The following is a 21,088-nucleotide window of genomic DNA, read 5'->3' as shown; positions in this document are numbered from 1 at the left end:
CCTATCATTTGCATTTATATTAATAATAAGAAGCGGTACAAGCAGAATAATTAACATAAGGCCCACATTATACGAGGCTTATTCATCAAACGGCGGTTAAAAAAGTGGGGTTATATAACGAAAATATATTTTAAAGCTCGTTGAAACATCTTTACATGATAAAATATGTCGATACTTAAGCATAAATGCCCGCTACGACGACCAGTCGCCAACATCCACTTGCCTTGTGTTCATTTATGTCGCCATTAATGCTATCTTCACCGAATGCTGGACCCTCAAAATAATCTATGTAAAATCTATTAGATTTTGGGGCTGTTTATGGTTAAATTTTTAGTCTAGGTTGTTTATAACCGCTGTAGTTAAAAATATGCTGACTTAATATGATCTAGTTTTATCAAGGAACTTAATTTGGATATCAACACCGCAAAATCAGTGTTACAAAACACCTTTGGATACGCTGGTTTTCGCCATCAACAAGCAAATATCATTAGTGAATTAATCAGTGGCACTGATGTCTTCACCCTGATGCCAACGGGTGGCGGTAAGTCATTATGTTATCAAATACCGGCGATAGTTTTAGATGGTGTTGGTATCGTGGTATCGCCACTGATCGCTTTAATGAAAGATCAAGTCGATGCCTTAAAGCTACAAGGGGTAAAAGCTGAATTCTTAAATTCATCACAAGATTATGAAGAACAAAGGCGCGTAGAGCAGCTGGTAATGTCAGGTAATATAGACTTATTATATGTTGCGCCTGAAAGATTATTAGGTGATTATTTTCTTAACCTTATTGATAAAGTCACTATTGCATTATTTGCCTTTGATGAGGCTCATTGTGTTTCGCAATGGGGCCATGATTTTAGACCTGAATATCAAAAACTTTCCATCATAGGTCATCGATACCCCAACACGCCTAAAATTGCCTTAACCGCTACCGCTGATATGAAAACCCGAGAGGAAATCGTTCAGGTTTTAAATTTAACCGGCGCTAAAACTTTTATACACAGTTTCGACCGACCCAATATTCAATATAGGATCAGTGAACAGAAAAATAGCAAAGAAAAGCTGCTGCAGTTTATTAATGCCGAACATACCAACGATGCGGGTATTGTTTATTGTCTATCGAGAAAGTCGGTAGACACAACCGCCCAGTGGTTATCTGAACAAGGCAAAATTGCCCTGCCCTATCATGCCGGTTTAGCCAGTTATATTAAAGATAATAACCAACAACGGTTCCTGAGAGAAGACGGCATTATTATTGTCGCCACCATTGCCTTTGGTATGGGCATTGACAAGCCCGACGTACGATTTGTGGCGCATTTAAATTTACCTAAAAGTATCGAGGCCTATTATCAAGAAACCGGACGAGCCGGTCGAGATGGACTGCCAGCTAACACTTGGTTAGCTTATGGTATGCAAGATGTGATTAAACTAAAACAAATGGCCAGTCAAAGTGATGGCAATGAACAATTTAAATATCTCACACAGCGTAAGATAGATGCCTTACTAGGTTATTGTGAAGTTAGTTCATGCCGCAGACAAGTGCTATTAAATTATTTTGGTGAAACATTAGCAGAACCTTGTGATAATTGTGATAATTGTTTGAATCCTCCCGTAACATGGGATGGCACAAGTGCCGCCAGAAAAGCGCTATCTACGGTTTATAGAACAGGCCAAAGGTTTGGCGTTGGTCATCAAATTGATGTACTTACCGGTAAAAAAACACCAAAAATAACCAGCCTTAACCACGATAAACTCTCAACTTATAATATTGGCAGTGAACTTATCGCAACTGAATGGCAGACGGTATTTAGGCAGCTTATTTCAATGGGCTATTTAGCGGTTGAAATGGATTATGGCGTGTTAAAATTAACCGAAAAATCGCGGCCTTTATTAAAAGGGGAATGTAAGATACAACTTAAGGTGCAAAAGAGTACAAAATCCAAGCAAGCTCAAAAATCAAAACCCGCTATTGAGAATGATTTAACAACAGAAGAACAAGCTAACTTTGAAAAACTTAGGCAACAAAGAGCCTTGTGGGCTAAAGAAAGAGGCGTGCCATCATTTGTTATTTTTCATGACGCTAGCTTGATGGATATCGCACGCAGAAATCCCAAAAATTTAAATCAACTATTAGAGGTTAATGGCATAGGTAAAACAAAGCTTGAGCTTTATGGTGCACAAATTATTGCGCTATTAAGCTAGGCAGTGAACTAGGCTATATTGTTAGTTGAACGAGCAATGCAAATGGCACTGAACCTTAGGCAACCAACTAAAGAGATGATATTTCATAATGATATAAACTCACAATATACGAGTCATCGTTTTCAATCGCAGCTAAAGAATAACCATATGACTGCCTCGATGAGTGGCCGTGAGGCGTGCTGGGATAACGCTGTAGTTGAGCGGTTCTTCGGTAGCTTGGCTTGAAAAATGAATGGCTATTAAAACTTTCTCATTTAACACGCCATGGCATGAAAGGAGATGTTGAAGCTGATATCAGATATTACCATCAGATCAGCTTACATACATCAAACGGCGACTGCTCTGAAATTGAGTTGAACAGTCCACAATAAATGTGACTTATGCCGTTTGACCAGAACCAATAACTCAGTACCTCAGTACCTCAGTACCTAACGATTGAAGATAAACAAACTATCGAGTGATATTTTTAATTAAATTGATTCTATCCAACCAAATTTATCTTCACGGGTGCCATATTGAATGCCGGTTAATTCATCATATAAACGCTTAGCAACTTCCCCCGCTTGATTTTTATTAATAACGTATTCATTATTTTTAAAACTAAGTTTCCCAACAGGCGCTATAACCGCCGCGGTACCACAACCAAAAACTTCGGTTATTTTTCCACTGTCAATATCCGCTAATATTTGTTCAATATCTAAACGCTGCTCAGATATTTCGTAGCCGAGTGTGGGTGCCAATTTTAAAATTGAATCACGCGTAATTCCAGGTAAAATACTGCCGCTAAGTGAAGGTGTATAGATATGTTTGCCTTCATAAACAAAACATATATTCATAGCACCCACTTCTTCTATAAAACGACCTTCAATAGCGTCTAGCCATAAAACTTGTGAGTAACCCAACTTAATAACGTCTTCAGAGGCATAAAGGCTTGCAGCATAATTACCACCGGTTTTAGCTTCACCGACACCGCCTTTAACGGCGCGACGAAACTCGTCAGCCACATAAACAGAAATCGGACTTAACCCTTCTTTGAAGTAAGAACCTGCGGGACCAGCAATAATAAAATGGGTATAACTCGAACTCGCACCCAGGCCAAGTTTAGGGCTAGTCGCAATCATAGTTGGACGGATATATAAAGAAGAGCCTTCATTTTCAGGCACCCAATTTTGATCAAGCTCAACTAATGATTTAATCGCTTCTAGATGAAAATCTTCTTCAACTTCGGGCATAACCATACGCTTGGCTGAGCGATTAAAACGTTTAACATTTTCTTGAGGGCGAAATAAGTTAATACCGCCATTTGGTTTCCGATACGCTTTGAGCCCTTCAAATATTTCCTGACTGTAGTGAAAAACAGCGGCTGACGGTGCAAGTAATAAGGAATGATAAGGACTGATTAGTGCATCATGCCACCCCTTATCTTCGTCAAATTCTTGGGTGAACATATGGTCAGAAAATGTTACACCAAAGCTGAATTCTTCAGGACAAGATTGACGCTTTTCGGGCTCGAGAGGGTTAATTTTTATAGTCATTTTCTTCCTTTAATACCTATTTATTTAATTTTTCAAAAATCAGCTGCTATTAGACAAACAAAGCTTTAGCTTGATTTACCATCATTTTTATCAGCGATGTACCTGCAGTGTTAGTTCAGTCACGCAATTTTAACACGCTTGTTCTCTATATAGCATTAAGAAAGTTAGATATAGAAAGGTAGCAATGATACTGACGCGGTTAAGTTATAGACAAAATATAGCATGACAATCACTAAGTAGTCATGCCAAAATAACACTTTAAATAACCAATTATTAGCTTTAAACACTAACAATTACAACTAAGTTGATTATTATCTCTAATATTTTATAATTAATTAAAAACAAAGGCTGTAACACTTTATGCTTAATTTCACGCTAGACAAAATTGACATCGAGATATTAATGGCATTACAACTTGATGCTGGCATTTCAAATTTAGAATTAGCTGACAAAATCTCTCTCTCACCCTCTCCTTGTTCTAGGCGTGTAAAGTTATTAGAAAATGCAGGTTTTTTTCGTGGTAGAGTGACCTTATTAGATCCAAAAGCGGTTGGCTTACCCGTTAATGTGTTTATTCAAATAACATTAAACAGGCAAGAAAAGAAAAACTTGGAGAATTTTGAAAATAACATAAGCCAATTTTCTGAGGTAATGGAGTGTTATCTAATGGCAGGCGATTTTGATTACCTTATTCGAGTGGCTGTACCTGACCTCATTAGTTATCAAATATTTTTAGATAAAATCACTGATATGGAAGGCATTAGCCTAATCAAAAGCAGCTTTTCACTCAAACAAATTTGCTATAAAACCGAGTTACCGTTAAAGCATTTAAGTATTGTTTAATAGGTAAACTCTTAATACTTCAGCCAATATAGCTAAATAGAAAGCTGCAATGGTAAATAACATTAAGATCAAAAAAGCCCACAAATAAGTGGGCTTTCAAATAACGTAATGGTTACATCATTTCAATAGCAATCGCAGTTGCTTCACCGCCACCAATACATAACGAAGCAATACCTTTACTTAAGCCTCTGTTTTTCAATGCATGGATTAACGTCACCATAATACGTGCGCCACTAGCGCCTAACGGGTGGCCTAATGCACAAGCACCGCCGTTAACATTAACTTTTTCAACATCTAAGTCTAGGGCTTTAATGCCTAGCATAGTCACCATGGCAAAGGCTTCGTTGATTTCAAACAAGTCAACATCTGTTGCTGTCCAGTTAGCTTTAGCCAACACTTTTTGCATCGCACCGACTGGCGCAACGGTAAATTCTGCTGGCTTTTGTGCATTCGTCGCGTGAGCAACAATTTTACACAAAGGCGTTAAGCCACGTTTTTGTGCTACTGATAACTTCATCATAACTAATGCCGCCGCGCCATCAGAAATAGAGCTTGAGTTAGCAGCAGTAATGGTACCGTCTTTTTTAAAGGCGGGACGTAAACTAGGAATTTTATCTGGGCGAGCATTACCTGGTTGTTCATCAATATCAAATACTGAATCACCGCGGCGAGATTTAATCGTCACTGGCGATATTTCATTAACAAATGCACCGTCAGCAATTGCAGCATTAGCACGTGCTAATGAACGAATAGCATAATCATCCATATCTTCACGAGTAAAGGCAGATTCATCGGCCGTTGCTTGTGCGAAACAACCCATGGCAATACCGTCGTAGGCATTTTCTAAACCGTCGGTCATCATGTGATCAAGTACTAGGCCTTGACCCATTTTAATCCCAGTTCTGCCTTTAGGTAATAAATGTGGTGCGTTTGTCATGCTTTCCATGCCACCAGCAACCGCAACATCAATAGAGCCAGCTAATAGGGCATCATGTGCTTGCATGGCCGCTTTCATACCTGAGCCACAAACTTTATTAATCGTGGTACAGGCTGTTGATAAAGCTAAATCAGCTTCTAAAGCAGCTTGTCTTGCAGGTGCTTGTTTTAAGCCCGCAGGTAATACACAACCCATGATCACTTCATCAACTTGATCATTAGATAGATTAGCGGCCGCCATAGCACCACGAATGGCAGTTGCACCTAAAGTGGTAGCACTAACTGCTGATAAACCGCCCATAAAACCACCCATAGGGGTACGTTTTGCAGCAACGATAACGATTGGATCTTGAGTAGACATAGGGTTCTCCAATAAAGTGTTGTTTAACATTTGTTCGACATTTGTTCGACATTTGTTGGTTAGATAATTTTTCAATAATCGATAAAAATTACAAATTAGGTTAACGTAAGTTTAGTTTACACAAACGTAAAATTGATACATTTTTAAGATAATAACGCTAATATTTACAACATTTGCCATCGTTATTTAAAGCAAAATCATGCGCTCAATCATGCTTTAAATAACACCATTGACTTAAACCGCGCACGGCTATTGTCTATCATATAAAAGCACTTCATTTATCTAACTTCACACTCGCACTTTACGTTAACGTAAACTTATTGTAAAGTATCCCATAAATAAAAAGCGCGTTAACTTAGAGCAACAAGAATGAGTAACCATAATGAGCGATAAGAACCCAATCACCTTCTCTATCGGCGAGTTAGCAAGAGAATTTGATATTACCACCCGCAGTATTCGTTTTTACGAAGACCAAGGCCTGATACTGCCAAATCGCAAAGGACAAACAAGAATATATAACCAAAGAGATAGAGTTAGACTAAGGTTAATTCTACGTGGTAAACGCTTAGGTTTTTCATTAGCGGAAACGGGTCGCTTGTTTGAACTTTACGATGCTGACACCTCAAGTGCAACGCAATTAATACAAATCATGGAATTAATTTCCAACAAAAAGAACGAGTTAAATCAGCAATTAGAAGATATTAAAGCGGTGTTGATTGAATTAACGGGTTTAGAAAAAAATTGCCAAAATACCTTGGCGCTTATCGAAAAATAACCGTTAGTCAGTCAATAAGCAGCAATAGATAAAAGCGCTAAGTCGCGTGACAAATAAAATAAAATTTAACGTGATAATAAAAGTGTTAACACGAAAAACCATTATTAAGGGTACTACTATGATTTCTACTTTCTCATCAATGAATTTTAACCTAGGTGAAACTGTTGACATGATCCGCACCACGGTGAACGCTTTTTCTCGTGATGAAATTGCCCCTCGTGCGGCACAGATCGATATAGATAACGAATTCCCCATGGACTTATGGCGCAAATTTGGTGATCTAGGTTTGTTAGGCATGACAGTAGATGAGCAATACGGTGGTTCTGGTTTAGGTTACTTAGCACACATGGTGGCTATGCAAGAAATCTCTCGTGCTTCTGCCTCTGTAGGCCTAAGTTATGGCGCCATGTCTAACCTTTGTTTAAACCAATTAAATAAAAATGGTAGCCATGAACAAAAAGAAAAATATTTACCTAAACTGTGCAGCGGTGAACATATTGGGGCTCTAGCCATGTCAGAGCCAAACGCCGGTTCTGATGTGGTCAGTATGAAACTTACCGCTAAGAAACAAGGCGATAAATACATTCTTAATGGCAACAAAATGTGGATTACTAACGGTCCTGATGCCAATGTTTTTATTATCTATGCAAAAACTGATACCAGTGCCGGCTCCAAAGGTATTACTGCCTTTATCGTTGAACGTGACTATCCAGGTTTTTCACGTCATCAAAAACTCGATAAATTAGGTATGCGTGGCTCTAACACTTGTGAATTAGTTTTCCAAGATTGTGAAGTGCCGGCTGAAAACATTTTAGGCGGCGAAGGTAAAGGTGTTCGGGTATTAATGTCAGGCTTAGATTATGAACGCATCGTATTAACTGGCGGCCCGCTAGGTATTATGGACGCTTGTATGGACTTAGTTGTGCCTTACATTCATGACAGAAAGCAATTTGGTCAAGCCATTGGTGAGTTTCAATTAATTCAAGGCAAAATTGCCGACATGTACACCCAAATGAATGCGGCTAAATCTTATGCTTATTTATGTGCAATGGCAGCCGATCGCGGTGAAACAACCCGTAAAGATGCCGCGGGTGTTATTTTATATTCAGCAGAACTGGCAACAAAAATGGCTTTAGACGCCATTCAATTACTTGGCGGTAACGGTTACATTAATGAATTCCCTGCTGGGCGTTTGTTACGTGATGCTAAGTTATATGAAATTGGTGCTGGCACGTCAGAAATCCGCCGTATGCTAATCGGCCGAGAATTATTTAACGAATCAGTTTAACCAACTAATTTTGGCTTTCTCCTTGCCAATAACACGATTTTTTCATAAAAATATCAGCATATAAAATATGTTAGGTCTTTTTTTATTGAACTCGCGCTATTGGCATCGAGCTTAGCTCAATGATAAAAAAGCTATAAAACATGTCAGTGACTGTCGCAATTGAATACTCATTACATGACTTATTAATTGTTACATGATTTATTAATTGTCACCTTGAGTATTAGTGAGTCGAAAACAATATCAATAGGCGCTGACAAAGCAACAGATTAACAAAACAGAAGGTTATACCGTGGCTAAGATAATATCAAAAATTAATCCCCGCAGCCCTGACTTCATCGAAAATGCTGCCCATATGCAACTACAAGTCGATGATTTAAAAGTTAAGTTAGAAGAAATAAAACTGGGTGGTGGTGAACGAAGTCGAGAACGTCATTTGTCTCGTGGTAAATTATTACCTAGAGATCGAGTTTATGCCCTACTCGACCCGGGCTCTGCATTTCTTGAATTATCACAATTAGCCGCCTTTGAAGTTTATGACGATAACGTTCCCGCTGCAGGTATCATCACAGGTATTGGCCGCGTTGGCGGTCAAGAATGTCTTATTGTTGCCAATGACGCGACCGTAAAGGGTGGTACTTACTTCCCGTTAACGGTGAAAAAGCATTTACGTGCACAAGCTATCGCACAAGAAAACAACTTACCTTGTATCTATTTAGTCGATTCAGGTGGTGCAAACTTACCTAATCAAGATGACGTTTTCCCCGATAAAGAACATTTTGGCCGTATTTTTTTCAACCAAGCCAATATGTCAGCGCAAAGCATTCCACAAATTGCGGTAGTGATGGGTTCATGTACCGCAGGTGGTGCTTATGTTCCTGCTATGGCTGATGAATCTATTATCGTAAAAGAACAAGGCACTATCTTTCTTGCAGGCCCGCCATTAGTTAAAGCGGCAACCGGTGAAGTCGTCAGTGCAGAAGATTTGGGGGGCGCTGATGTGCATTGTCGTACCTCAGGTGTTGCTGACCACTATGCGCAAAATGATCACCATGCTTTAGAAATTGCTCGCAGCGCTATTGGTAATTTAAATCGGGTTAAACCGGTACAAATGGCCATTAAAGAAGTTGTTGAACCCGCTTATGCCACAGAAGAAATTTATGGCATTGTACCCAAAGATTCTCGTCAGCCTTATGATGTGCGTGAAATTATCGCCCGTGTGGTTGACGGCAGTGAATTTGATGAATTTAAAGCACTTTATGGCACCACCTTAGTTTGTGGCTTTGCCCGTATTTATGGTTACCAAGTCGGCATTATCGCCAATAACGGCATTTTGTTTGGCGAATCGGCACAAAAAGGTGCTCACTTTATTGAGCTGTGTGCACAACGAAAAATTCCCTTGGTATTTTTACAAAATATTACCGGTTTCATGGTCGGCCAGCAATATGAAGCTGGCGGTATCGCAAAACATGGCGCGAAAATGGTCACCGCGGTTGCAACTGCACAAGTGCCTAAATTTACTATTTTAATTGGTGGTAGTTTTGGTGCGGGTAACTATGGCATGTGTGGCCGCGCTTACGATCCACGTTTTCTATTTATGTGGCCAAATTCGCGTATTTCAGTGATGGGTGGCGAGCAAGCTGCAGGCGTATTAGCACAAGTTAAGCGCGATCAAAAAGACAAACTTGGTGAGCAATGGAGCGCAGAAGAAGAAGCAAACTTCAAGCAACCGATTATTGATGACTACGAACGCCAAGGCCATCCATATTATGCCTCTGCGCGTTTATGGGACGATGGCGTGATTGATCCTGCCGATACACGTCAAGTCCTTGGTTTGGCCATTTCAGCATCACTCAATAAACCTATAAAAGAGACCAAGTTTGGTCTCTTTAGAATGTAGGGGTGAATTGATGATGTTTTCATATAGCCAAATAAAAAGTCCTAGTGAACAAGTCTTGTTCAATGTTGACAGCCGCGGCGTAGCAACGGTTACCTTAAATAATCCTGATAAGCATAATGCCTTTGATGACAGTATTATTTTTGCACTAAATCAGCTATTTCAGGCCATAGCACAATGCCATGATATTAATGTCATGGTGTTAGCGTCAACCGGTAAAAGTTTTTCTGCCGGCGCTGATTTAGCTTGGATGCAACGCATGGCATCTTACTCTTATGAAGAGAATTTATCGGACGCTAACGCCCTTGCCCAAATGTTGAAAAATCTTAACTTCTTACCACAGCCTACCATTGCTAAAGTGCAAGGTGCTGCCTTTGGCGGTGCTGTTGGGCTAGCAAGTTGTTGCGATATTGTCCTTGCCAGCGACAAAGCCAGCTTTTGTTTAAGTGAAGTAAAATTAGGCTTAATTCCTGCCACCATTAGCCCTTATGTGGTTAACGCAATCGGCCAAAAATCTAGCCGGCGTTATTTTCAAACTGCTGAGCGATTTTTTGCTGATAAAGCACAGCAACTTGGTTTAGTCGATGAAATATACCCGTTAACCGCATTAGATAGCGCGGTTACTAAAATGGTAAACACACTATTAGCCAATGGGCCATTAGCCGTGCGACAAGCAAAGCTGCTAGCGTTGGATGTCGCTTATCAAGATATTAACGACACCTTGATTAAAAATACCAGTGAACGTATTGCAGCCATTCGTGTTTCCGCAGAAGGTCAAGAAGGCCTAACGGCATTTTTTGAAAAGCGCCAACCTGCTTGGCAAGCCGAGTCAAAAACATCAACAAATAAAGGCGAAGGATAAAATTTATGTTTACTAAAATACTAATTGCCAACCGTGGTGAAATCGCCTGTCGTGTTATTAAAACCGCACGAAAAATGGGTATATTAACTGTCGCTGTTTATTCTGATGCTGATGCTGATTCACTGCACGTCAATATGGCTGATGAAGCGATTCATATTGGTGGCTCACCTTCACGCGAAAGTTACTTATTATCAGAGAAAGTGATTGAAGCCGCGAAACGTACCGGCGCACAAGCTATTCATCCAGGTTACGGTTTTCTTTCTGAAAATGCTGAATTTTGTCGCATGTGTAGCAAAGAAGGTATTACTTTTATTGGCCCACCGGTTGCTGCTATTGAAGCTATGGGCTCAAAGTCTGCCGCTAAAAATATTATGGAAAAGGCCCAAGTGCCTTTAGTACCCGGTTATCATGGTGATGACCAATCGGAGGCTGTGATCAAAAAAGCCGCTGATGATATGGGCTATCCGGTATTACTCAAAGCTACCGCTGGCGGCGGTGGTAAAGGTATGCGCCAAGTTTGGCATGAAAATGAATTTGCTGAAGGATTTGCCGCCGCTAAACGCGAAGCAAAGTCATCTTTTGGTGATGATAGAATGTTGGTTGAAAAGTACTTAACTCAACCTCGCCATGTTGAAATTCAAGTGTTTTGTGATAATCACCAAAACGCGGTTTATCTTTTTGAGCGCGACTGTTCAGTACAGCGTCGTCATCAAAAAGTGATTGAAGAAGCGCCAGCCTTTAGTATGAGCGAAGAGCTGCGTAGCCAAATGGGTGAGTCAGCTATAAAATCTGCACAAGCTATTGGTTATCAAGGTGCAGGTACGGTTGAATTTTTACTTGATGTTGATGGTTCATTTTACTTTATGGAAATGAATACTCGTTTACAAGTAGAGCACCCAGTGACTGAATTAATTACCGGTCAAGATCTGGTAGAATGGCAATTGCGTGTTGCGGCAGGTGAAGTATTACCTAAAGCTCAACACGAACTAAAAATTAACGGCCATGCATTTGAAGCCCGTATTTACGCTGAAGATGCCAACAATGACTTTTTACCTGCCACTGGCAAGTTAGACTTTTTACAACCCCCCGTTGAAAGTGAATTTGTTCGTGTTGATACCGGTGTACGCCAAGGTGATGAAGTGAGCGTGTTTTACGATCCTATGATTGCAAAATTAATTGTTTGGGATGAAAGCCGCGAAAAAGCCTTACAACGTCTAGCGAAAGCCTTGTCGGAGTATCGTATTAGTGGTGTGACAACCAATATCGATTTTCTTTATAATTTAGCCACTTGTGCACCATTTGTTAACGCGGATATCGACACCAGTTTTATTGAAAAAAACCAAGCCATAATATTTCATGACAACGAGCAAGCACTTGCGGGCGAACTGCCGATGGCGGCGCTTTATTTAGTGTTGTCACAAGCACAGCAAGCACACACAAAGGCCGCAAAAACCAACGACCCATTCTCACCTTGGAATATGACTAATGCTTGGCGCTTAAATGAAGCGAATATTCATCACATGGTATTGGCTCATAATGGCACAGAATACCCAATTATAGTCGAGCAAAAGCGTCAAGCTAGTAGTAGTTATTATCTGATCTCAGTTGATGGCCAAACGGTTGATTGTCAAGGTCGTATTGAAAACGATATTTTGTACACCAGTATTGATGGCTACCGTAGTCATGCAACGATTGCACAAAATGGTAACCAAATTAGCCTTTTTCATCAAAATGGCGTGTTTAACTTCACCCATATTCTACCCGACTGTGGTGATAATAGTGGTGACGATAACCATGGTGGCTTAGTTGCGCCCATGAATGGCACTATGGTATCAGTATTAGTAAAAGCTGGCGACAGCGTGATTGCGGATCAACCCTTGATGATTATGGAAGCGATGAAAATGGAGCACACTATTCGCGCGCAAAGTAATGGTGTTGTTGACGCTATTTATTATCACGAGGGTGATATGGTTGACGGTGGTGCTGAATTAATCGCCTTTACAGAGGACCTATAATGGCTGATATATCTATGCCGGTACTACCGACTTCGGTAAAAATAGTTGAAGTGGGTCCTCGTGACGGCCTGCAAAATGAAAAAATGCAAATTAGCGCTGAGGATAAAATAGCGTTAATTGAGCAACTCGCTAACGCTGGTGTCTGCTACATTGAAAGTGGCAGTTTTGTCTCGCCTAAATGGGTGCCACAAATGGCTACTTCTAGTGATGTTTTCAAAGGTATTAAGCGCAAAAACGGTGTTACATACGCCGCATTAACGCCAAATATGAAAGGCTTTGAAGCGGCTATGGCGGTGAATGCCAATGAGGTCGCTATTTTTGGCGCGGCATCAGAAGCCTTTAGTCAGAAAAATATTAATTGCTCGATTGATGAAAGTTTGCAACGTTTTGAATCCATTATGCAAGCGGCAAAAGCCGCCAACATTCGCGTGCGTGGCTATGTTTCTTGTGTAGTTGGCTGTCCTTACGATGGTGATATTGCAGCAGAAAAAGTAGCAGAAGTTGCAGAAAAGTTATATAAAATGGGCTGTTACGAAATATCACTTGGCGACACCATTGGTGTTGGTACGCCAGCCAGTGTCCAAAAAATGTTACAGGCTGTTAGTGCTAAAGTCCCTATTGATAAGTTGGCTGTGCACTTTCATGATACCTATGGACAGGCTTTGACCAACATTTACGCGGCGCTTGCTATGGGCGTAAAGGTAGTCGATAGTGCTATTGCAGGTCTTGGTGGTTGCCCATATGCTAAGGGTGCATCAGGTAATGTCGCCACTGAAGACGTGTTGTATATGCTCAATGGCTTAGGTATAAAAACTAATATTGATTTTGACAAATTACTGGCTGCAGGATGGTTTATTAGCGATAAATTAGGCAAGGCGCCTTTATCAAAAGTCTCGATAGCCTATCGTGCAAAATAATCTAAAATAAAAACTATAAATTAACTGGCGTTGATTGTGAGCATTACCTACATCAGCGAATAAAATATAAATTAAACATTAATATTGAGGAGCAAATAATGGCAGGATTTGACAAAGTAGTGTCAAGCTATGAAGAAGCAATGGCCGGTCTTGAAGACAATATGACTGTAATTGCTGGTGGTTTTGGTTTATGTGGTATTCCTGAAAATTTAATACGCGAAATTCAGCGTAAAGGCACTAAAGGCTTAACCCTAGTTTCAAATAACTGCGGTGTAGATGATTTTGGTCTCGGCATTTTACTGCCTGACCGTCAAATCAAAAAAATTATCGCCTCTTACGTTGGTGAAAATGCTGAGTTCGAACGTCAGATGATGAGCGGTGAGCTCGAAGTTGAATTGACACCACAAGGCACCTTAGCAGAAAAAATGCGTGCTGGCGGTGCTGGTATTCCAGCTTTCTTTACGGCGACAGGCTATGGCACACCCGTAGCTGAAGGCAAAGAAGAACGTGAATTTGACGGTCAGCATTACATTTTAGAACCAGCAATTAAAGGCGATTTTGCTATTGTAAAAGCGTGGAAAGCCGATCGTTATGGCAACTTAGTGTTTAGAAAAACCGCGCGTAACTTCAATCCTATGGCAGCAACCGCAGGTAAAATAACCGTAGTAGAAGTAGAAGAGATTGTGGAGCCAGGCGAATTAGACCCTGATCACATTCATACGCCGGGCATTTATGTTAATCGCTTAATCTTAGGTACATTCGAAAAACGCATTGAACAGCGCACTGTTCGTAGCGACTCAGAATAATCAGTGTTAGTAAGGAGTAATTTATGGCTTTAACAAGAGAACAACTAGCACAGCGGGTAGCACAAGAATTACAAGACGGTTACTACGTTAACTTAGGTATAGGTATTCCAACCTTAGTGGCAAACTATATTCCCGAAGGGATCGAAGTCATGCTGCAGTCTGAAAACGGCTTACTAGGCATGGGACAATTTCCCACCGAAGCAGAAATTGACGCCGATCTGATCAATGCGGGTAAACAAACAGTGACGATGGCAAAAGGCGCATCAATTTTTGATTCAGCAGAATCATTTGCCATGATCAGAGGCGGTCACGTTGACTTAACGGTTTTAGGCGCCTTTGAGGTTGATGTAAATGGTAATATTGCCTCTTACATGATTCCTGGTAAGTTAATTAAAGGTATGGGCGGTGCGATGGATTTAGTCGCCGGTGCAGACAATATTATTGTGACCATGACCCATGCCTCTAAACATGGTGTCTCTAAGTTGTTAAGTAATTGTACGCTGCCGTTAACCGGTAAAGGCTGCATTAAAAGGGTGTTAACTGATCTGGCTTTTATTGAAATAAAAAATGGTAAATTTTACTTATTAGAGCGTGCACCTGGCGTGTCAGTCGCAGAAATAATATCATTAACTGAAGGTGAACTTGTTGTTGAAGGCGACGTGCCTGAGATGCAATTTTAAAGCGATAACCAGCAGTTGATAATGAATGACAATATATATACTAAGGGGCTGCTGCCCCTTTTTTGTATTCGATTTAGAGTTATAATTCGCCGAAGTCCCCCTCATAGTCATCGCTTATGTTGATATATGAAAAATATTAATATTTAATTATTTATCACTATGTAAGCCAAAATAGCGCTTCATCCATTGCATCAATTAACTGTTCTTCTCTATATGAAGAACAAGCAGAAAAATACAAAACATTTATTTAATAACTAGTCGCTCTAATTATTAAGTAAATAACGCAGTAGAAGGTTGTTTTAACTGGGTAAATAATCAGAAAATTAGTGAGATTGTTATTACGGCCATACCTCTAACTTGCTCCCTCTGCACAAAACTCACCAGGTTTAGTCACACAGCTTCATACGGCCAAACTGACCCTAAGTATCAACAGACAAGCTGCACACAATAGCTATTGTAGATAACGGCTGTAGCCTTTAACCTAATGCCCTACATTTCTATAAAAATCGCTTCAAAATCGTTTCAAAATCGCTTCAAAATCAATAATGTTATAGGTAAAGCTTTTAACGTCGCCATGTTTAAAAAATTAAATCGACTAGGTGTTAAATACCCATAAGCTGTAACCCTTGGGTTGCAATTAACTACGACTTTAGTGATAATTGCACTAACAAAGAAAAGGCAAAATACGCGAAAACGTGTTACGCAAAACCACCGGTCTAAGGATAATACTCTCTTTATCTACGACAGCGGAGTCACCGTGTTATTAGGTACATCCTGTGGTTTTTCTTTTATTAACTCTATTTGTATTGTAAAAGGTTATTAAAATGAAAAAATTATTACTCGTTACTGCCATTACTGCTTTAACAATGACATCTATTGTATCAGCGCCGAAAGCGCAAGCCGCTGATATTGCAAGAAGTATATGTGAGTATGTTGCTGCAGACGACAAAAGGCGTATGCGTTCATTCTTAAAAGCGCATAGATTAAGAATTCGCGATATCTTTTCAGATATTAAGTGTAACGGTCAAAACTTGTTAGAATTTTCTGCTACCAAGGGTTCAGTTGAAACAGGCTCTTTGATGATTAGTAAATTACCAAGGGACGTTGTTTCTGAAAATCTACCCCTTATTCAACATGGATCGCAACCATTAATCGACGCTGCAAACGAACGGGTTGGTGGTTAGTGGTTTATTTTCCTGTAGACGTTTAACTCAAACTGATAACCATTGAATTAAGTACATGAGAAATTTTTTATTTCAATTACTGCAAGTTCAATGGCTATAAGTTCAATGTTTTACTAGTCAATAATTCTTGTGTCATTAAAAGGCTAGCATTTGCTAGCTTTTTTCTATTAACCTGTACTGGCAAGAAAATATTATTAATTTCAACTAGCCACCCTATAGAAAACTGATTAAAATCACGCTCGACTTTAATAACATCGGTTTAATTAATGACGAATAAACGTAGCTACATCAAGAGTAATAACGCTTTAGTATTAACCGGTGGAGGAGCACGCGCCGCCTATCAAGTTGGTGTTTTGTCTGCGATAGCTAAATTTATGCCACGCAATCATGGTGTGCCTTTTCCAATTATCTGTGGTACATCAGCAGGTGCTATCAACTCAACCGCATTAGCTTGTTATGCCTCCTGTTTTCAATTGGCGGTCAAAAAGTTGGAGTGGGTCTGGAAAAACCTCGATCCTGAAAGAATTTATCATACGGATCCCCTACGTGTGTTTAGTCACTTAATCGGTGGTGTTTTAGGTAACTTTCAGGCAGATTATGCCAATAAAAGTGCCCGAAGCTTATTAAACAACGCACCACTTAGGCAACTGCTTGAAACTGTAGTAGATTTTAGCCGAATAGATACCAATATTAGACGCGGTTATCTCTCCGCAGTATCGGTTACAGCATCAAGTTATTCCAGCGGTGACTCGATTAGTTTTTTTCAATCAGAAGCGTCTATTTCGCCTTGGTTTAGATCAAAGCGACGGGGCGAGCCTACGCAATTAAACAGCCAACATTTAATGGCCTCAGCGGCCATTCCATTAGTTTTTCCGTCTGAAAGAATACAACGCCATCATTTAGGCGATGGTTCAGTTCACCAATTGTCTCCGTTAAGTCCTGCCATCCACTTAGGAGCAGAAAAAATATTTATTGTTGGTGTCGAGCAACCAAAAGAACCGCTTCATGCGGTTGAAAATAACCCACATCCACCAACAACAGCGGCAATCGCAAGTCACTTACTTGATTCTGTTTTCTCAGATACCCTGCAAAGTGATATTGAACGCATGGTGAGGGTTAACAACACCTTATCGCTAATTCCAGATGCAAAGAAAAAAAACATTACCGGTTTAAAAAATATTGAATCCTATCTGCTCAACCCTAGTCATGACTTTAACCGTATTGCGGTGAAATATTACGATAAACTGCCGTTGTCGATTCGACTATTATTACGCAGCATGGGGATTCACAATGACGCGGAATCTAGCTTAGTTAGCTACTTATTGTTTGAAAAAAACTATTGTAAGGAGTTAATAAACCTCGGCTTTAATGACGCGCTTGAGCAAGAAACTAAAATTCGCCAATTTCTTAATATCTAAGCCATGTTAATTAAAAAGCCTTGAACAAGCTTGTTGGTTTAACAACTCATTCCTACCGTCAAATAAGCTAATGCCCTTCTTGGACAAAACGTTCAGCTCGCTCTACCCGTCTGGGTTTGCCACGTACAATTAAGGTATCTTGTGATTGTAATATCGTGTCAACGTCAGGCTCTTCGCTTTCAATGTTATTGCGACGTAATGCGACAACAATAACACGGCGCTCATCTAGTTTTAATGAACCAATTGAATGGCCATTAGCAAAAGAATCATCTGCTAATATAATCGCATGCGCAAATTCAATACGGTCAATACTATCAGGGCTCATATCAGTATGTTCGCCTTGAAAGAAACCATGTAAATGATTGTAGTGGTTCTTACGCTCTTTTTGCACACGGCGAACAATTCTAGAAAAAGGCACGCCTGATAATGACAAAACTTGAGACACTAGCATTAAACTGCCTTCTAGGCTCTCTGGAACCACTTCATTTGCACCCGCCGCATGTAATTCGTCTAACTGATCGTCGTTGCGGGTACGCACTAAAATAGGCACGTTAGGCGATAAAGAACGTACTTTTTGAATAACATCAAGTGATTGTTTATCTTCACCAAAGGCGATAACAACCAACTTAGCTTTTGATAACTGTGCAGCATGCAACAATTCAGCCTGCCTAGAAGAGCCAAAAAGCACGTTTTCGCCCGCTTCTCTTGCTTTGCTTGTCCGTAAGGGGTCAATATCAATAGCGACAAAGTCGATCGACTCTTGTTTTAAGAAGCGGCTAACGGTTTGTCCAATACGGCCAAAGCCGCAAATAATAACATGATCACTGAGTGTGGTACTTTGAGGTAATTCTTCTAACGCTTGGCTGTCCAGTGGTTTATCACGGCTCAACCAAAGTGCCCAGCCGCGCGCATGACTGATCATATAAGGCGTTATTGCCATACTTAGCACCCCCGTACCCAGTAAGATAGATGCTGTGGTTTCAGGTAACACTTCAACTTGGCTAGCTAAGGCAATTAAAACAAAACCAAACTCACCCATTTGCGCCAACATAATACCAGCGGCCCAAGCATCTTTAGAGGACTCTCCAGCACGTTTTGCTAGTAAAACAATCACCAGAACTTTAATCGCCATAAAACAGACTAACAGCGAAATAATGATCAAAGGAGAGGAAAAAACAACATTAATATTGAGCTTCATGCCAACAGTGACAAAAAACAAACCCAGTAAAATATCACGATAGGGTCTAATGTCAGCTTCAAGCTGATGTTTATATTGGCTCTCTCCTAACATCATACCCGCTAAAAATGCTCCTAACGCCATCGAAAGGCCAAACCACTGTGTTAATGCTGATGCCACTAAGGTCACGAGTAATGTGGTTAATACGAATAATTCATCGGTTCTAACTTGAGCAACTAAATTGAATAATCTAGGTAATAACCATTTACCAGCGAATAATAAGAGTGAAACAACAAATACTCCTTTAACTAGTGCAAATAATAACGCCATAATAAAAGAAGAATCGCCGCCTTGGGCTAATAAAGGGATAATAATTAACAATGGCACCACGGCAACATCTTGAAACAGCAGCACTGCCACAGATAATTGCCCTGACTTTTTCTTCATGCCACCGCTTTCACTTAACTGGCGAATAACAATAGCGGTAGAAGAAAGTGCTAATATACCGCCAATGGTGATTGCCGCATCTAAGCTTTGCCCTAAAAACATCGCCACCAACATAAATAACACAAGTGAAATAATCACTTGTAAGCTACCCACAGTAACCACCAGATGCCGCATAGAAACTAATTTAGGTAATGAAAATTCAAGCCCAAGGGTGAAAAGTAGAAATACAATACCTAGTTCAGCAAAATGTTCATAATTAACATGCTCTTGAGCGATAGCTAAGCCATGGTCACCCACCAACACACCTGCCACTAAATACGCCAAAATCGCTGGCAATTGCAAGCGTCGAAAAAGCCAAACAATTAACACGGCACTGGACAATATAGCGAGTAATTCAAGGTGACCTGTCACATGTATTCCTTCGAAGGTGATAAAAATGAAAATTGCATAATAGTTGCAGAATAGCCCTGGTTGAACTGCTTATTAATAGCCACTTATTCACCAGCGCCTTCAAATGAGGCTACTATGAAACGCGTAATCCAACAAATTGAAAGCGTTTACACAATATTTGTCTGTTAAGTGTAGCCTTGTAGAGGCTGTTTTGTCTAAAGTATTTCTCATCTTTTTAGAAAAAAACGCTTAAAAACGGTCACTTAACCTAGCGTCTTACTTTCCTCCGCTTTTAAAATCACTTTAGCTAGATATGGCTATAAACAGCGTAAATTGACGATTCTCACTAAATACTTAATAAAACATGCCAACTAAAGCCGTAGGCACGATTTTTGCTTAAATTAACTAAAAACAATAACGTCAAAATTATCAGGACAATTTATGCGGACAGTCAATGTTGTTAACTACCCTAACTCCAAATTTAATGCCTTCACATTATTTCAACATAATGAACAGCAAGCCCAACGTAATTTAGCCTTACTTGAGCAATTGCAAACGACCTTAGATGTAAAAAACCTTATCAACATTTTCGCAATTGAAGTGGCAAAGTATCTTGATTTTACTGGGATTTACTTTAAACATGTCGATGTGAGTGCTACCGCCAGAGGCAGCCGCCAAGCTAAAGCAGAACGTCAATTTGAATTAAAAATTAATGATCAGTTTTTGGGCATAATTACCTATGCTGTCAACACGCCAATAAGTATTAGTGATGATAAAGTCTTGACCGAACTGCATCAATTACTGATTAACCCTTTAAATAATGCGGTGAAATATCACCAAGCAATGCAATTAGCAATGCAAGATAGCTTAACCCTATTAGGCAACCGACGTAGTTTTGACGAACAAATTAAACGCTCTATGGCTCAAGCAAATCGTAGACAGGCTAGTGTCGGCTTAATTTTTTGTGATTTAAACAAGTTTAAAGCCGTTAACGACTCATTTGGTCACGCTATAGGCGATAACGTCTTAATACATTTTGCCAAGGCATTACGACAAAGTGTTCGAGATACTGACTATGTTTTCCGTTTTGGTGGAGATGAATTCGCGATTATCGTCACTGATGCTACGAGACCATCATTAACCGTCATCGAGCAGAGAATTTACCACGCTATGTCACAAGATAAATTCTTAACAAAGTATAATGTTACCAGTAGCTTAGGTTTAACTTTTATGAACAGATCTGACGACGTGACAAGCTTTTTTCAACGTGCAGATAAGGATCTATATTCACAAAAAATGAATATGCCACAAAAGTTTAGTTTCGCTTCCAAAGGCTAATCTAAGTACTTTATTCG

General features: G+C 39.9%; 16 protein-coding genes and 1 riboswitch. Of the genes, 13 read left to right on the top strand and 3 right to left on the bottom strand.

Features of this window, described 5'->3' with window-relative positions; translation table 11 throughout:
• The first annotated feature begins 408 nt into the window (after positions 1–408).
• Positions 409–2,205 (top strand): DNA helicase RecQ, encoded by a 1,797-nt coding sequence (gene recQ / locus H4J54_RS10695; protein ID WP_182190865.1) that lies wholly within the window; start codon positions 409–411, stop codon positions 2,203–2,205.
• A gap of 470 nt (positions 2,206–2,675) precedes the next feature.
• Here the strand turns inward: recQ and H4J54_RS10685 are convergent, their stop codons facing one another.
• A complete protein-coding gene (locus tag H4J54_RS10685; RefSeq protein WP_182190863.1) occupies positions 2,676–3,740 on the bottom strand; it encodes a branched-chain amino acid aminotransferase in 1,065 nt (354 codons plus the stop codon).
• Positions 3,741–4,100: 360 nt separating this feature from the next.
• Here H4J54_RS10685 and H4J54_RS10680 point away from each other — a divergent pair, with 360 nt between their 5' ends.
• Positions 4,101–4,583, top strand: coding sequence for an Lrp/AsnC family transcriptional regulator (locus H4J54_RS10680; RefSeq protein WP_182190862.1), 483 nt, complete (start codon positions 4,101–4,103; stop codon positions 4,581–4,583).
• A gap of 112 nt (positions 4,584–4,695) precedes the next feature.
• On the opposite strand, the gene H4J54_RS10675 is transcribed toward H4J54_RS10680, so the two are convergent.
• On the bottom strand, positions 4,696–5,880 hold the full coding sequence (locus H4J54_RS10675; protein ID WP_182190861.1) for an acetyl-CoA C-acyltransferase: 1,185 nt from the start codon (positions 5,878–5,880) through the stop codon (positions 4,696–4,698).
• Between the two features lie 382 nt (positions 5,881–6,262).
• Between H4J54_RS10675 and H4J54_RS10670 the strand changes: the two genes are divergently transcribed.
• The 10 genes from H4J54_RS10670 (at position 6,263) to H4J54_RS10625 (ending at position 17,719) form a co-directional block, all read left to right on the top strand.
• The gene (locus tag H4J54_RS10670; protein WP_182190860.1) at positions 6,263–6,655 is read left to right on the top strand and encodes a MerR family DNA-binding transcriptional regulator; all 393 of its coding nucleotides are present in this window, start codon (positions 6,263–6,265) and stop codon (positions 6,653–6,655) included.
• 118 nt (positions 6,656–6,773) lie between these two features.
• The gene (locus tag H4J54_RS10665; RefSeq protein ID WP_182190859.1) at positions 6,774–7,943 is read left to right on the top strand and encodes an isovaleryl-CoA dehydrogenase; all 1,170 of its coding nucleotides are present in this window, start codon (positions 6,774–6,776) and stop codon (positions 7,941–7,943) included.
• Between the two features lie 289 nt (positions 7,944–8,232).
• A complete protein-coding gene (locus tag H4J54_RS10660) occupies positions 8,233–9,840 on the top strand; it encodes a carboxyl transferase domain-containing protein (protein WP_182190858.1) in 1,608 nt (535 codons plus the stop codon).
• Positions 9,841–9,850: 10 nt separating this feature from the next.
• Positions 9,851–10,699: an enoyl-CoA hydratase/isomerase family protein gene (locus tag H4J54_RS10655; protein WP_182190857.1), complete on the top strand. Its 849-nt coding sequence runs from the start codon at positions 9,851–9,853 to the stop codon at positions 10,697–10,699.
• A 5-nt stretch (positions 10,700–10,704) separates the two neighbouring features.
• Positions 10,705–12,714: an acetyl/propionyl/methylcrotonyl-CoA carboxylase subunit alpha gene (locus H4J54_RS10650; RefSeq protein ID WP_182190856.1), complete on the top strand. Its 2,010-nt coding sequence runs from the start codon at positions 10,705–10,707 to the stop codon at positions 12,712–12,714.
• Positions 12,714–13,631, top strand: a complete 918-nt coding sequence (locus tag H4J54_RS10645; RefSeq protein WP_310650166.1) for a hydroxymethylglutaryl-CoA lyase — start codon at positions 12,714–12,716, stop codon at positions 13,629–13,631. The genes H4J54_RS10650 and H4J54_RS10645 overlap by 1 nt, the downstream gene beginning before the upstream one ends.
• Positions 13,632–13,729: 98 nt before the next feature.
• A complete protein-coding gene (locus H4J54_RS10640; RefSeq protein ID WP_182190855.1) occupies positions 13,730–14,437 on the top strand; it encodes a CoA transferase subunit A in 708 nt (235 codons plus the stop codon).
• Between the two features lie 23 nt (positions 14,438–14,460).
• Positions 14,461–15,117, top strand: a complete 657-nt coding sequence (locus H4J54_RS10635) for a 3-oxoacid CoA-transferase subunit B (protein ID WP_182190854.1) — start codon at positions 14,461–14,463, stop codon at positions 15,115–15,117.
• Between the two features lie 667 nt (positions 15,118–15,784).
• Positions 15,785–15,877, top strand: a riboswitch (cyclic di-GMP riboswitch).
• A gap of 64 nt (positions 15,878–15,941) precedes the next feature.
• Entirely contained in the window at positions 15,942–16,301 is a 360-nt protein-coding gene (locus H4J54_RS10630; protein WP_182190853.1) for a DUF3718 domain-containing protein, read from the top strand.
• A gap of 266 nt (positions 16,302–16,567) precedes the next feature.
• Positions 16,568–17,719: a patatin-like phospholipase family protein gene (locus H4J54_RS10625; RefSeq protein WP_182190852.1), complete on the top strand. Its 1,152-nt coding sequence runs from the start codon at positions 16,568–16,570 to the stop codon at positions 17,717–17,719.
• Between the two features lie 67 nt (positions 17,720–17,786).
• On the opposite strand, the gene H4J54_RS10620 is transcribed toward H4J54_RS10625, so the two are convergent.
• Positions 17,787–19,754: a monovalent cation:proton antiporter family protein gene (locus H4J54_RS10620; RefSeq protein WP_182190851.1), complete on the bottom strand. Its 1,968-nt coding sequence runs from the start codon at positions 19,752–19,754 to the stop codon at positions 17,787–17,789.
• Positions 19,755–20,174: 420 nt separating this feature from the next.
• Between H4J54_RS10620 and H4J54_RS10615 the strand changes: the two genes are divergently transcribed.
• Entirely contained in the window at positions 20,175–21,071 is an 897-nt protein-coding gene (locus tag H4J54_RS10615; RefSeq protein WP_182190850.1) for a GGDEF domain-containing protein, read from the top strand.
• Positions 21,072–21,088 lie beyond the last annotated feature (17 nt).

It is taken from the genome of Colwellia sp. MB3u-8, from assembly GCF_014076985.1.
Lineage (GTDB): Bacteria > Pseudomonadota > Gammaproteobacteria > Enterobacterales > Alteromonadaceae > Cognaticolwellia.
This window is presented reverse-complemented; position numbering and strand designations above follow the sequence as displayed.

What these genes read in the sequence shown, in the direction of transcription:
- H4J54_RS10685 (WP_182190863.1), bottom strand. Translation starts at nt 3,740, where the DNA reads ATGACTATAAAAATTAACCCTCTCGAGCCCGAAAAGCGTCAATCTTGT.
- H4J54_RS10680 (WP_182190862.1), top strand. Translation starts at nt 4,101, where the DNA reads ATGCTTAATTTCACGCTAGACAAAATTGACATCGAGATATTAATGGCA.
- H4J54_RS10675 (WP_182190861.1), bottom strand. Translation starts at nt 5,880, where the DNA reads ATGTCTACTCAAGATCCAATCGTTATCGTTGCTGCAAAACGTACCCCT.
- H4J54_RS10670 (WP_182190860.1), top strand. Translation starts at nt 6,263, where the DNA reads ATGAGCGATAAGAACCCAATCACCTTCTCTATCGGCGAGTTAGCAAGA.
- H4J54_RS10665 (WP_182190859.1), top strand. Translation starts at nt 6,774, where the DNA reads ATGATTTCTACTTTCTCATCAATGAATTTTAACCTAGGTGAAACTGTT.
- H4J54_RS10655 (WP_182190857.1), top strand. Translation starts at nt 9,851, where the DNA reads ATGATGTTTTCATATAGCCAAATAAAAAGTCCTAGTGAACAAGTCTTG.
- H4J54_RS10650 (WP_182190856.1), top strand. Translation starts at nt 10,705, where the DNA reads ATGTTTACTAAAATACTAATTGCCAACCGTGGTGAAATCGCCTGTCGT.
- H4J54_RS10645 (WP_310650166.1), top strand. Translation starts at nt 12,714, where the DNA reads ATGGCTGATATATCTATGCCGGTACTACCGACTTCGGTAAAAATAGTT.
- H4J54_RS10640 (WP_182190855.1), top strand. Translation starts at nt 13,730, where the DNA reads ATGGCAGGATTTGACAAAGTAGTGTCAAGCTATGAAGAAGCAATGGCC.
- H4J54_RS10635 (WP_182190854.1), top strand. Translation starts at nt 14,461, where the DNA reads ATGGCTTTAACAAGAGAACAACTAGCACAGCGGGTAGCACAAGAATTA.
- H4J54_RS10630 (WP_182190853.1), top strand. Translation starts at nt 15,942, where the DNA reads ATGAAAAAATTATTACTCGTTACTGCCATTACTGCTTTAACAATGACA.
- H4J54_RS10625 (WP_182190852.1), top strand. Translation starts at nt 16,568, where the DNA reads ATGACGAATAAACGTAGCTACATCAAGAGTAATAACGCTTTAGTATTA.
- H4J54_RS10615 (WP_182190850.1), top strand. Translation starts at nt 20,175, where the DNA reads ATGCGGACAGTCAATGTTGTTAACTACCCTAACTCCAAATTTAATGCC.